The 12,839-nt window shown below is 61.9% G+C and carries 12 protein-coding genes; 9 read left to right on the top strand and 3 right to left on the bottom strand.

The genetic code is table 11. The annotated features are described in order from the left end of the window. Window positions 1–16 precede the first annotated feature (16 nt). Window positions 17–1,837, bottom strand: a complete 1,821-nt coding sequence (locus AB4Z43_RS31000) for an extracellular solute-binding protein (RefSeq protein WP_038646764.1) — start codon at window positions 1,835–1,837, stop codon at window positions 17–19. Window positions 1,838–2,071: 234 nt separating this feature from the next. Between AB4Z43_RS31000 and AB4Z43_RS30995 the strand changes: the two genes are divergently transcribed. Beyond that, window positions 2,072–2,701 (top strand): invasion associated locus B family protein, encoded by a 630-nt coding sequence (locus AB4Z43_RS30995; RefSeq protein ID WP_027046833.1) that lies wholly within the window; start codon window positions 2,072–2,074, stop codon window positions 2,699–2,701. Window positions 2,702–2,810: 109 nt separating this feature from the next. Here AB4Z43_RS30995 and hspQ read toward each other — a convergent pair whose 3' ends face one another. Together hspQ and AB4Z43_RS30985 are read right to left on the bottom strand one after the other, a co-directional pair. After that, the gene (gene hspQ, locus AB4Z43_RS30990) at window positions 2,811–3,134 is read right to left on the bottom strand and encodes a heat shock protein HspQ (protein WP_019858091.1); all 324 of its coding nucleotides are present in this window, start codon (window positions 3,132–3,134) and stop codon (window positions 2,811–2,813) included. A 148-nt stretch (window positions 3,135–3,282) separates the two neighbouring features. Next, complete coding sequence (locus tag AB4Z43_RS30985) at window positions 3,283–4,497, bottom strand: UbiH/UbiF family hydroxylase (protein ID WP_441940556.1); 1,215 nt, start codon at window positions 4,495–4,497, stop codon at window positions 3,283–3,285. Between the two features lie 112 nt (window positions 4,498–4,609). Between AB4Z43_RS30985 and AB4Z43_RS30980 the strand changes: the two genes are divergently transcribed. The 8 genes from AB4Z43_RS30980 (at window position 4,610) to AB4Z43_RS30945 (ending at window position 12,838) form a co-directional block, all read left to right on the top strand. Continuing rightward, on the top strand, window positions 4,610–5,497 hold the full coding sequence (locus AB4Z43_RS30980; RefSeq protein ID WP_441940554.1) for a DUF2182 domain-containing protein: 888 nt from the start codon (window positions 4,610–4,612) through the stop codon (window positions 5,495–5,497). A 14-nt stretch (window positions 5,498–5,511) separates the two neighbouring features. Next, complete coding sequence (locus tag AB4Z43_RS30975) at window positions 5,512–6,126, top strand: DUF1326 domain-containing protein (protein ID WP_027046832.1); 615 nt, start codon at window positions 5,512–5,514, stop codon at window positions 6,124–6,126. A 23-nt stretch (window positions 6,127–6,149) separates the two neighbouring features. Further along, window positions 6,150–6,956 carry a phosphatidylcholine synthase gene (pcsA, locus tag AB4Z43_RS30970; RefSeq protein WP_027046831.1) on the top strand — a complete coding sequence of 269 codons (807 nt, stop codon included), beginning with the start codon at window positions 6,150–6,152 and terminating at the stop codon, window positions 6,954–6,956. 28 nt (window positions 6,957–6,984) lie between these two features. After that, on the top strand, window positions 6,985–7,962 hold the full coding sequence (locus tag AB4Z43_RS30965) for a quinone oxidoreductase family protein (protein WP_038646760.1): 978 nt from the start codon (window positions 6,985–6,987) through the stop codon (window positions 7,960–7,962). 133 nt (window positions 7,963–8,095) lie between these two features. Next, window positions 8,096–9,673 (top strand): ABC transporter ATP-binding protein, encoded by a 1,578-nt coding sequence (locus AB4Z43_RS30960; protein WP_038646759.1) that lies wholly within the window; start codon window positions 8,096–8,098, stop codon window positions 9,671–9,673. Next, window positions 9,670–10,800 carry an ABC transporter permease gene (locus AB4Z43_RS30955; protein WP_038646758.1) on the top strand — a complete coding sequence of 377 codons (1,131 nt, stop codon included), beginning with the start codon at window positions 9,670–9,672 and terminating at the stop codon, window positions 10,798–10,800. Before AB4Z43_RS30960 ends, AB4Z43_RS30955 begins: the two co-directional genes overlap by 4 nt. Continuing rightward, a complete protein-coding gene (locus AB4Z43_RS30950) occupies window positions 10,800–11,720 on the top strand; it encodes an ABC transporter permease (RefSeq protein WP_038646757.1) in 921 nt (306 codons plus the stop codon). Before AB4Z43_RS30955 ends, AB4Z43_RS30950 begins: the two co-directional genes overlap by 1 nt. 50 nt (window positions 11,721–11,770) lie before the next feature. After that, window positions 11,771–12,838, top strand: coding sequence for a BMP family ABC transporter substrate-binding protein (locus AB4Z43_RS30945; protein ID WP_202360013.1), 1,068 nt, complete (start codon window positions 11,771–11,773; stop codon window positions 12,836–12,838). Window position 12,839: the final 1 nt, after the last annotated feature.

Genomic DNA, 12,839 nt, shown 5'->3' with positions numbered 1-12,839 from the left:
CTCGATCTCCGGATTTTCAGTTCGGTTTGCGCCACCATGTCGGCAGCTGATAACCGAATATGGGCGTCTTCTTCGGATGTTCCAGATAATTCCAGTAAGCAAGCCACTGCTGCGTGTTGTACTGCATCGGCACCATGTAATTGCCCGAGATCAGCAGCCGGTCGAGAACGCGGACGGCGGCGACATAATCCTCCTTCGAGCGGGCGCGCAGCATCGCGTCGATCGCCGCATCGACTGCCGGATCGGCAACGCCGGCGAGATTGAACGAGCCTTCGGCCTTGGCCGCCTCGGAGCTCCAGCGCCCGAGCTGTTCGAAGCCTGGCGACAGTGAATTGTTGAAGCCGCTCGATCCGATCAGAGCCTCGAAATCGAAGCGCTGCTTGCGTGACTGGATCTGGTCGCCGTCGAGGCTACGGATGCTGACGTTGATGCCGATCTTCTCCAGTGTGCGCTGATAGATACCGGCCAGGCGCTCTTCGTCTTGCGAAGCAGTCAGGATCTCGAATGCGAAAGGTTTGCCGTCGGGATCGAGCATCGTACCGTCCTGGACGTGGTAACCGATGCTTTTCAGGAGATCGAAGGCTGTCTTCAACACCTTGCGGTCCTGACCTGAACCGTCGGTCACGGGCGGTTTCCAGGTGCCGTCCATGACATCGGGCGGCACACGGCCGGGGTAGGGGGCGAGCAAGGCCTTTTCCCTGTCGTCGGCCGGATGGCCGAGCGCGGAAAGTTCCGAGTTCTGCCAGTAGCTCATCGTGCGGGTGTATTTGCCGCCGAACAGGTTCTTGTTCGCCCATTCGAAGTCGTAAAGCATGCCGAGCGCGCGCCGAACCACCGGATTGGAGAACTTCGGCAGCCTTGTGTTGAACAGGAAACCGGTCACCACGGGCGGAATGCCGGTGTCGAAGGTTTCAGAAACCACGTCCCCCCTATGGAACGCCGGGAAGTCCAGATCGCGCTCCCGTTTGACCGGGTCGCCGTCGTCGTCGATGGCGCAGAGGCCTTTCTTGAAAGCCTCGAGCTTGGCGTTGGCGTTGAGGAAATATTCGATGGTGATCTGGTCGTAATTGTCGAAGCCGCGCTTGGCCGGGACATCCTTGCCCCAATAATCGAGGTTGCGCTTGAACACGATGCGCTGACCCGGCGCCACCTGGGCAATGGTGTAAGGGCCACTGCCAATCAGCGGCTTCAGCGTTGTCTTGTCGAAAGTCTCCTTGTCGAAGGCATGTTTCGGCAGGATCGGCGTCAGCGCAATGATCATGGGCGTTTCGCGATTGGCCTTGTCATTGAAGGTGAAGCGCACGCTGTGATCACCGGTCTTTTCAAGCTTGGCGATCAGGCTCATGCGTGCGTTGTAGGGCGGGCGACCCTTGTCGGTGAAGACGTCGTAGGTGAACAGCACATCCTCCGGCGTCACCGGCTCGCCGTCCGACCACTTTGCATTGGGATTGAGATGGAACTCGATCGACTTGCGCTCGGGATCCATGTCCGCGCTGTCAGCGAGCAGTCCATAGAGACTGAAGGCCTCGTCGTAGTTGCGCTGCATCAGCGGTTCGAAAACGAGGTTGCCGTAGGTCAGATCCATCATGCCGCGCGCCGTCGTGCGCAGGCTTTTCAGGATGAAAGGGTTGAGGTTGTCGAAGCTGCCGACAACACAATAGGTGATGTTGCCACCCTTCGGCGCATCGGGATTGACGTAGTCGAAATGGGTGTAGTCGGGCGGCAGTGCCGGCTCGCCCTGCATGGCGATGGCATGCTTCGGTTCCGACATGGCCGGCCGCAGCGAAAGGGTGAAAAGCGATATCGCGGTGATCAGCCAAACAAGAACGCGGCCCATGACCGTCTCCTTAACAGGTCGGCTTGATGATTCGGTGCGCACCCTAGCATGAGGCAGGTCCCTGCCGGCCAATCGTGTCATCAAGAATTACAAGTGGGCGGGGCTGGATTCGGCACCGCTTGCAGTGTAACACGCCGTCCGAAGTCATTCTGTTGCCTCATTTCGGCAACAGGTAGCTGGACCACACGGCATAGAGAAGCCGGTTCCGGGATCATTTGAGAGGAAGTGCACGACATGACGAGCCTGAACAGCAATGCGTACCGCCTTTCGGTCATGGCCGCGGGCGTGGTCGGCTTTCTGGGCGCAGGACTTCCCTCTGCTTCCGCACAGCAGCAGCAACAGATTCCACAGGGCTGGTTCAAGGCCTGCACCAAGCAGGAAGACGTCGATATCTGCAACGTCCAGAACATCGTCACGGCCGGCAACGGCCAGCTCGTCACGGGTGTGAGCCTGATCGAGCTCAAGGGCAAGGTGAACCGCAAGGTGTTTCAGGTGACGGTCCCGACCGGCCGCCTGGTACCTCCCGGCATCGGCCTGCAGATCGACACCGGCAAGGCCGTAAAGCTCGACTATGTCATCTGCTTCCCGGATCGTTGCGTGGCCGAAGTGCCGCTGACCGACCAGCTCGTGGCCTCGTTCAAGAAGGGTCAGGGGATCACGCTGACCTCGATCAATTTCCAGAACCAGGCCAACCCGATCAAGATCGCGCTCCAGGGCTTCAGCGGCGCCTATGACGGTCCGCCGCTGCAGCAGTCGGACATCGAGGACCGGCAGAAGAAGCTCCAGGACTTCGTCGCCAAGAACAACCAGGACTTCGCCAAGAAGCTCAAGGATGAGCAGGACAAGGCCAAGACCGCCAACTGATCACCGGCTCGGCCATTCTCGAGTCAAAGAAAAAGCGGGGTCATGCCCCGCTTTTTTCGTGTCTGGCCTTGGCCCGGATTTCCTGACCGACGAACAGAATGCCGCAAGGTCAGTGCCTGGACTGGCGTTTCGGCTCGTAACGCCCGTCCGGCCTCTTGTCGAACATTTCCTTGATCTGCGGGTGGCGGACCGGCTCGCCCGACCGATCCTCGAGGAGATTCTGCTCCGACACATAGGCGATGTATTCGGTTTCCGAATTCTCGGCGAGCAGATGGTAGAATGGCTGATCCTTGCGCGGCCGCACGTCGGCGGGGATGGCTTCGTACCATTCGTCGGTGTTGGCGAATTGGGGGTCGACGTCGAAAATGATGCCTCGAAACGGAAACAGCCGGTGGCGAACCACCTGTCCGATCGCGAATTTGGCCGTTTTCATCGTACTCACCACTGAATTCCTTGACTTTATTTGGCGCAGACTCCGAGTCAATTCAATCCCGAAGCGTTCGAGCGCCTTCAAGCTACGCAGAATGCGACGCAAAGGTTTTGATTGATGTCGCGATGTCGCGATAAAATCCGCAAAATCGCTACTGCTGCCGCATGGGTTTTCGCAGGCCGCCCGCGAGTGCTGCAAAACCACTGCCGGGGCGAAGCCCTTCGCGCATGAAGAAGGCGCGCAGCGGTGCAAAGCCGCCGATTACGCCGAGACCGGCGCCGCGTGCCATCTGCGCGGGCAGCATGTCGGAAAGCAGCGACATGTTGAGCAGGTTGACCGCGCTGCTGCGCGCCAGAATGTCGGGCCGGCGCTTGAAATCGTAGGCGGCAAGGGCCTTGGCCGCGCCTGGATCTCCGCTATTTTCTTTTGCAATTCCAACCAGATCGTCAATATCCCTGATGCCAAGGTTGAGGCCTTGTGCACCGATCGGCGGGAACACATGCGCGGCTTCGCCGACAAGCGCCACCCTGTCTCGTGCGAAACGCAGGGGCGTCACGGTCGAAAGCGGATAGATCTGGCGGCCCGGCTCCACCGTCACCCGACCCAGCATCGACTGCATCTGCTGCTCGACCCGCAACGAGAGCGTTGCATCATCCAGGGCGGCAAGCTCTTTGGCGTTCTCGGGCTTCACCACCCAGACGAGACTTGAGCGATTACCGGGCAACGGAACCTGAGTGAACGGACCGGTTTCGGTGTGGAACTCGGTCGAGGTGGAGGCGTGCTCACGGCTATGGCCAAAATTAAGCACGAGTGCGGCCTGCGGATAGGCGTGCGAACCGGTCGAAATGCCCGCCGCCTCGCGCGCAGGCGACTGGCGACCATCGGCGGCGACCGCCAGTGAAGCGCCAATCTCGCTGCCGTCGGCGAGAACGGCATGAGCCCGATCGACATCGAGGTGCCAGGTCTTCACCATCGACCTGCGCCATTCGATCCCGGAATGCGCGGCCACCTTGTCGCCAAGCGCCGGGCCAAGGACGCTGTTGGGCAGGTTTAGCCCGAACTGCTCCTCGTCGATCTCGCTGGCGCGGAAGGTGACGACGGGGCTGCGGATCAGCCGGCTGGTCGCGTCGACGATGCGCATGACTTTCAAGGGAGCGGCCTTGGGCCTGATGGCTCCGAGGACCTCGAGCCGCTCAAGCACTTTCAGGGCAGGGTTCATCAAGGCCGTGGTGCGGCCATCGGGGGCCGACGCCTCAGGCCCGACCAGCGTCACCGGGAAGCCGGCATCGGCGAAAGCCAGCGCCGCGATCAGCCCTGCCGGACCGGTTCCGGCAATCAGTATTCGCGCTGTTTCCTGATGCTCCAAGATCGGTTTCCGGCTTGCGATGCGAGGCGGGTCACCAGACCTGCCAGTCGAGAAGCATATAGGTCAGTTCATGCGGCTTGATCAACGCGGCGATTCGGCTCATTCGGGTGTCATGACCGGCCCCCAGGACGATTTCAGCCATCTCGACCGCGCCGGCCGCGCCACGGCTGATATTGCGCGCCACCCACGTTTGATGGTCAATATCGTCGTCGGCGCCAGCATTCTGCTTGCATGGTCGTCGCTGGCAACGATGGCGATTCGCGGCGCCGAGGCCTGGGGCAGTGCGCCCGGCGACACACTTCTGCGCGGCCTGCCGCAGCTGCCGCTGCCCGATTTCCTGGAGCGGTTCTTCGCGCTCTGCCTGTCGCCGGCGCCGCTGGATGCAAGCATCGTCCCGCGTGCCCTGGCGTTGATCCTGATGTGGTTCCTGATGGCGATCGCCGCGATGCTGCCGTCGGCGGCGCCGATGATCCGCACCTATTGCGAGATCGCCGATACGGCCCGGCTCAAGGGCGAGCCGGTCGTCCATCCGCTGGTGCTGGTTGCCGGCTATCTCGGTGTCTGGCTCGCCGCCTCGATGCTGTTTGCGGCGCTGACGCTCTGCGTGCATGCATTCGCCGTGTCCGGCGAAATCTACGATCCGCTGCTTGGCCTTGCCGGGGCGCTCGCACTGCTGGTTGCAGGCCTCTACCAGTTCAGCGGCCTCAAGGAGGCCTGCCTGAAGAAATGCCGCAACCCGTTCTCGATCCTGTTTTCGAACTGGAGCGCCAAACCCGTCCGCGTCTTCCGGCTTGGTGCGGCGCAAGGCATCTGGTGCCTCGGATGCTGCTGGGCGCTGATGCTGGTGATGTTCGCAGTCGGCGTGATGAACATCTTCTGGATGGCGCTGATCGGCGTGTTCACCCTGATTGAAAAACAGACCACGGGCCGTCTTCCAACCCGGCTGGCCGGTGCGATACTGCTTGTCTGGGCAGCCGCGCTGCTAGTAGTCTCGCTGTGAGTGGGGGAAATTCAATGACAGATCAGGGCTGGGCAATGAAAGGAGAGCTCGTACTCTCCTGCAATTGCACGGTTTTTTGCCCTTGCGTGCTGTCGCTCGGCAGTCACCCTCCGACCGAGGGCTACTGCCAGACCTGGGCGGGTTTCCGTATCGATGCCGGCCATTTCGGCGAGGTCGACCTGTCCGGCCTCAACCTCGGGCTGATCATGGAAATCCCCGGTTACATGAGCCGCGGCAACTGGACCGCCGGCCTCTTCATCGACAAACGCGCCTCGGTCTACGCGATCAAGGCCTTGACGAAGATCTTCACCGGCAAGGCCGGCGGAACCACATCGCTGCTGTCGATCCTGGTCGGAAAATTCCTGGGTGTGGAACAGGTGCCGATCACCTATGAGACACGGGACAAGACGCGTATCTTCCAGATACCGAAGATCATCGATGGCGCAGTCACGCCAATCGCGGGCAAGGATCGCGAGAGGGATACGGTGATCACCAATTCGGAATACTGGATTGCACCGGAGATCATCGTGGCGAGATCCGACAAGAGCAAGATGCGAGCCTTTGGCCGCAACTGGAATTTTGCCGGTCGATCGGCCGAAATCTGCAAGCTGGATTGGCGGGGCCCGTGAGCAAGAACACATCGGCCAGGAACATGGCGGCACGGAGAGCCGCCAAGAAGATCACGGATCGGATTCCGCGACCGAAGAAGAAGGTCACCTGGCCGCAGGCGAGGGCATTCTCGGTCCATCTGCTGACGGCGTCGGGCTCGTTCCTTGCCTTCCTGTCGCTGGTGGCGGCGAGTGAGGAACGCTGGACGGCAATGTTCTGGTGGCTTGGACTGGCGCTGTTCGTCGACGGCATCGACGGGCCGATCGCCAGGAAGCTCGAGGTCAAGGAAATCCTGCCGACCTGGTCGGGCGAGCTCCTCGACAACATCATCGACTACGTGACCTATGTGCTGATCCCGGCCTTCGCGCTCTACCAGCGCGGCTTCATGGGCGAGGGTCTGTCGTTCCTGTCGGCGGCGATCATCGTTGTCTCCAGCGCGATCTATTATGCCGACACCGGCATGAAGACGAAGGAGAATTTCTTCAAGGGCTTCCCCGTGGTCTGGAACATGGTGGTGTTCACGCTGTTCGTCATCGAGCCCGGACAATGGGTGTCATTCGCGGTGGTGGTGGTGGCCGGTATTCTGACCTTCATCCCGATCAATTTCATTCATCCGGTGCGGGTCGTGCGGCTGCGGCCCATCAATCTCACAATGACCCTTTTGTGGTGCGCCTTCGGCGCGCTTGCCCTCGCACAGGCGGCGCTTGCCGCTTTCTATGACCAGATCGGTGTGTTGGGCGCACAGGTCAGCACCTTCATCAAGATCGGCATCACCATTACCGGGCTTTACCTGGCCTGTATCGGTGGCATCATGCAGTTCTTTCCAAATCTCGGCGCCAAAAAGGCCTGACTAGCCGCTCCCACAGGAATCCCAATCCATGTCCAAAGCGATCCGCATCCACGCCCATGGCGGCCCGGAAGTTCTGACCTATGAGGACGCCGGTCCCGGCCGGCCGGGTTCCGGACAGATCCTGGTCAGGCATACGGCCATCGGCCTCAACTTCATCGACGTCTATCATCGCTCTGGCCTTTATCCGCCGCCCGGAGGTTTTCCGCTCATTCCGGGCAGCGAGGCCGCCGGCGTGGTGCAGGAGGTCGGCGAGGGCGTCGACTGGCTGAAGCCAGGAGAACGGATCGCCTATTCGACGAATGTCGGGGCCTATGCCGAGCAACGCGTTATCGCCGCAAGCCTCGTGGTCAAGATTCCCGAGGGCATCAGCGACGAGCAGGCGGCCGCGATGATGCTGAAAGGCATGACATCAGAATATCTCCTGCGCCGGACCTTCAAGGTGAAGGCGGGCGACACGATCCTGTTCCATGCCGCTGCCGGCGGCGTCGGGCTCATTCTCGGCCAATGGGCGAAACATCTCGGTGCAACCGTCATCGGCACGGCAAGCTCGACCGACAAGATCGAACTCGCCAAGGCGCACGGTTTCGACCATGTCATCAACTACAAGGAGCAGGATTTCGTCGCCGGCGTCGCGGCCATCACCGGCGGCAAGAAATGCGATGTCGTCTACGATTCGGTCGGCAATGATACATTCCCGGCCTCGCTCGACTGCCTCAAGCCTCTCGGCATGTTCGTCAGCTTCGGTCAGTCCTCGGGACCGATCCCGCCCTTCTCGATGTCATTGCTGGCGCAGAAGGGCTCGCTGTTCGCCACAAGGCCGACGCTGTTCGTCTACAACGCCAAGCGCGAGGATCTCGACGCCTCCGCTGCCGCGCTGTTCGACGTGGTGCTCAGTGGCGCCGTCAAGATCCAGATCAACCAGCGCTATGCGCTGAAGGATGCGGGCAAGGCGCATGCCGACCTCGAGGGGCGCAGGACAACAGGGACGACCATTCTCATCCCTTAGTCCCGCCGGGCTTGCTATCCCTTGAATTTCCGCTGAAATTCTTGAAGCTCTTTCAAGACGCGTGCCGCTTTCCGTTGAGAGCCAGCGGCGCCTACCATGCTTGCGGGAACACAGAACATATCTGGTGAACCAGATGGGAGGCACTGTGAGTGCAAATCATGATGGGGCGAACCTGCTCGAGGTTCGTGGCCTGACCAAGATATTCGGCACGCTGACGGCGTGCGATCATATCGATCTCAACATCGCCAAAGGTGAAATCCACGCGCTGCTCGGCGAGAACGGTGCCGGCAAGTCAACGCTGGTCAAGATGCTGTTCGGCTCGCTGGAGCCCAATTCCGGCGAGATTTTCTGGAACGGCCAAGCGGTGCGGATCACCAGCCCGGGTGCCGCCAAGAAGCTCGGCATCGGCATGGTGTTCCAGCATTTTTCGCTGTTCGAGGCGCTGACCGCGGCCGAGAACATCGCGCTTTCCCTGGACGACGGCTCGCCGATCAGCAGCATCGCCGCAAAGGCGAGGGCGCTTTCCTACAGCTACGGCCTGCCGCTCGATCCGGACTCGCTGGTCGGCGACCTGTCGGTCGGCGAACGCCAGCGCATCGAGATCATCCGCTGCCTGCTGCAGACGCCACAGCTTATCATCCTCGACGAGCCAACCTCGGTGCTGACGCCGCAGGAAGCCGACAAGCTGTTCGAGACGCTGGAGCGGCTGCGCTCGGAAGGCAAATCGATCCTCTACATTTCGCACCGGCTGGAAGAGGTCAAACGCATCTGCGACCGCGCCACCGTGTTGCGGCACGGCAAGGTGGTCGGCCATTGCAACCCGCGCGAGGAGACAGCCTCCTCGCTCGCCCGCATGATGGTCGGCAACGAGGTGCAGGCCGTGGTGCGTGCACCGGTCGAGGGGATCGAGACCGCGCAGCCGCTGCTTGAAGTCCGCGGTCTCACCCGCAAGCCGGCAACGCCGTTCTCCATTCCGCTCAAGAACATCAGCCTCAATGTCCGTGCCGGCGAGGTGATCGGCATTGCCGGTGTCGCCGGCAACGGCCAGGGTGAGTTCTTCGAATCCGTTTCCGGCGAAGTGTTGCAGCAGGACGTCGCCTCGGTGCGCATCCGCGGCAAGGATGCGGGTGGGCTCACCATAACCGGACGGCGGTTGCTGGGTGCCGCCTTCGTGCCGGAAGAGCGCCTCGGCCATGGTGCGGCGCCGCGCATGAAACTTTCGGAAAACCTTTTGCTGTCGCGCCACGCCACGGACGGCAAGGCGTTTGTCGGCACCGGTGGAATGGTCAAGAGCGGCGCCATTTACGCTGCCTCCCAACGCATCATCGAGGCGATGGACGTGCGCAAGAGCGCGCCGGATCCGGAAGCTGCGGCACTTTCGGGCGGAAACCTGCAGAAATTCATCGTCGGCCGCGAACTCGACCGCCGGCCCAGCGTCATGGTGGTGAACCAGCCGACCTGGGGCGTCGACGCCGGCGCCGCAGCCCACATAAGGCAGGCGTTGATCGAACTGTCGCGGAGCGGATCGGCGGTGCTGGTGATCAGCCAGGATCTCGACGAGCTGTTCGAAATTTCGGACGCGATCGCAGTCATGCACAATGGCGAATTGTCCAAGCCGATGCCGATCGCCGAAGCAACCTTCGAGAAGGTCGGCCTGCTGATGGGCGGCGCCGAGCCCGGCCACGCCGAACATACGCTGGAGACGGCATGATGCGCCTCGAACTCGTCAAACGCCCGCAGCGCTCCGCGCTGTTTTCGGCCCTGTCGCCGTTCATCGCCTTCGCGCTGACGATCATCGCCGGCGCCATTATGTTCGCGCTGCTCGGCGTCAATCCGCTGACCGCGTTCCGCATCTATTTTGTCGAGCCAGTCAGCCAGGTCTGGCAGCTGCATGAGCTGGCGATCAAGGCGGCACCGCTGATCCTGATCGCGGTCGGCCTGTCGGTCTGCTACAAGGCAAACATCTGGAACATCGGCGCCGAGGGCCAGTTTATCTTCGGCGCCATCTTCGGCTCGGCCATTCCGGTGCTATTTCCGCAATTCGAAGGCCCGCTGGTGTTGCCGCTGATGCTTTTGCTCGGCATGGTCGGCGGCGCGGCCTATGCGGCGATACCCGCGTTTCTGAAGACCCGCTTCAACACCAACGAGATCCTGACCAGTCTGATGCTGGTCTATGTCGCCCAGCTCTTCCTCGACTGGCTGGTTCGCGGCCCCTGGCGCGATCCGCAGGGCCATGGTTTCCCGCAGACGATCCAGTTCGGCGACTCCGCCGTGCTGCCGGAACTGATGCCGGACGCCGGACGCGCCAATTGGGGCTTTGTCTTCGCGCTGGTTGCCGCGGTGCTGATCTGGATCCTGATGGGGCGCATGCTCAAGGGCTTCGAGGTGCGCGTGCTGGGTTCCAGCCCGCGGGCAGGGCGCTTTGCCGGTTTCGGCCTCAGCCGCATGGTGTTCTTCGCCTTCCTGCTGTCGGGCGCGCTGGCCGGACTTGCCGGCATTTCTGAAGTCTCCGGCGCGATCGGGCAATTGCAGCCGGTGATTTCGCCCGGATACGGCTTCACCGCCATCATCGTGGCGTTCCTCGGCCGCCTCAATCCGCTCGGCATCATCGCCGCGGGCCTGGTTCTGGCTCTGACCTATCTCGGCGGCGAGGCGGTGCAAAGCGCGCTCGGCATTTCCGACAAGGTGGCGCGGGTGTTCCAAGGCATGCTTTTGTTCTTCGTGCTCGGCTGCGACACGCTCATCCACTACCGCATCCGCCTGATCGGCCTGGCGCTGACGAAACAAGAAGGCGCGGCAAAGCTCGACGCTGCACCGAAGTTGAAGGAAGCCCGCTGATGGACATCACCGTCAACATCCTCCTGACCATCGCAACGGCGGCGACACCGCTGTTGATCGCGGCGATCGGCGAACTGGTGGTCGAGCGCTCCGGCGTGCTCAATCTCGGCGTCGAGGGCATGATGATCATGGGTGCGGTCGGCGGCTTTGGGGCCGGTTATCTGACCGGCTCGCCCTGGATCGGCCTTTTGGCGGCGATCGCCATGGGAGCGCTGTTCTCGCTGCTGTTTGCCGTCATGACGCTGTCGCTGGCCACCAACCAGGTGGCGACCGGCCTGTCGCTGACGCTGCTCGGCCTCGGCCTCTCCGGCATGATTGGCACGAGCTTCGTCGGCCAGCCCGGCGTCAGGCTGCCCAATCTCGACATTCCCGGCCTGAGCTCCATCCCGGTTGTCGGCAAGCTGCTGTTCGGCCAGGATCCGGTGTTCTACATCTCGATCGTGCTGACCGCCGCCGTCATGTGGTTCCTGTTCAAGACGCGAACCGGCCTCACGCTGCGCTCGATCGGCGACAGCCATGCCTCGGCACATGCGCTCGGCATCAAGGTCATCCGCTACCGCTATCTCTCGGTGATCTTCGGCGGCGCCTGCGCCGGTCTGGCCGGCGGCCATCTGTCGCTGGTCTACACGCCGCAATGGGTCGAGAACATGACCGCTGGCCGCGGCTGGATCGCGCTGGCGCTGGTGGTGTTCGCCTCGTGGCGGCCATGGCGGGTGCTGGCCGGTGCCTACATCTTCGGCGCGGTGTGGATCGGCCAGCTTCATGCACAGGCTTTTGGCATTCCGGTGCCCTCGCAGATGCTTTCTTCTCTGCCCTATCTGGCAACCGTCGTGGTTCTCGTTCTAATCTCGCGCAACAAGCGTCTGACGATGATGAACACGCCGGCATCACTGGGGCAGCCATTCGTTCCGGATCGTTGACAAAACAAAAAGACGGGAAGCTCCAAGGCTTAACACAGAGAGGTAACACGATGAAAAAACTGCTTATTGCCCTGATGACGACGACAGCGGCTTTGTCGCTGGCCGCGTCCGCAGAGGCTGCCGACAAGTTGAAGGCCTGCTGGGTCTATACCGGCCCGATCGGCGATTTCGGCTACTCCTACCAGCACGACCAGGGCCGGCTCGAAGTCGAGAAGGCGCTCGGCGACAAGGTCGAGACCGCCTATCTGGAGAACGTCTCCGAAGGTCCCGATGCCGACCGTGCTTTCGAACGCCTGGCGCGCGAAGGCTGCAAGCTGATCTTCGGCACGTCGTTCGGCTTCATGGATGCCGAAGTGAAGGTCGCCAAGAAGTTTCCGAAAGTGATGTTCGAGCACGCCACCGGCTACAAGACCGGTGACAATCTCGGCATCTACAATGCACGCTTCTACGAAGGCCGTTATGTGCTCGGCCAGATCGCCGCCAAGGAATCGAAGTCCGGCGTTGCCGGCTACATCGTCTCCTTCCCGATTCCCGAAGTGGTGATGGGCATCAACTCCTTCATGCTCGGCGCGCAGTCGATCAACCCGAACTTCAAGGCCAAGATCGTCTGGGTCAATTCGTGGTTCGATCCGGGCAAGGAAGCCGACGCCGCCAAGGCGCTGTTCGACCAAGGTGCCGACATCATCGTCCAGCATACCGATTCGACCGCCGCCCTGCAGGTCGCCGAGGAGCGCAAGCTGCATGGCTTCGGCCAGTCGTCCGACATGATCAAGTTCGCGCCGAACGCGCAGCTGACCTCGCTGACCGACGAATGGGGTCCGTACTACATCAGCCGCGTGCAGGCAGCCATCGACGGCACCTGGAAGCCGGACAATGTGTGGCTCGGCATCAAGGACGGCGCGGTCAAGCTCGCGCCCTACACCAACATGCCCGACGACGTGAAGGCTCTGGCCGAAGCGACCGAGAAGAAGATCGCCGGCGGCTGGAACCCCTTCACCGGACCGATCGCCAAGCAGGACGGCACGCCGTGGCTGAAGGACGGCGAGGTCGCCGACGACGGCACGCTGCTCGGCATGAATTTCTACGTGAAGGGCGTTGACGACAAGCTGCCGCAGTAAG

The organism is Mesorhizobium sp. 2RAF45 (genome assembly GCF_052115225.1).
In the GTDB taxonomy this organism is placed as follows: Bacteria; Pseudomonadota; Alphaproteobacteria; order Rhizobiales; family Rhizobiaceae; genus Mesorhizobium; species Mesorhizobium jarvisii.
This window is presented reverse-complemented; position numbering and strand designations above follow the sequence as displayed.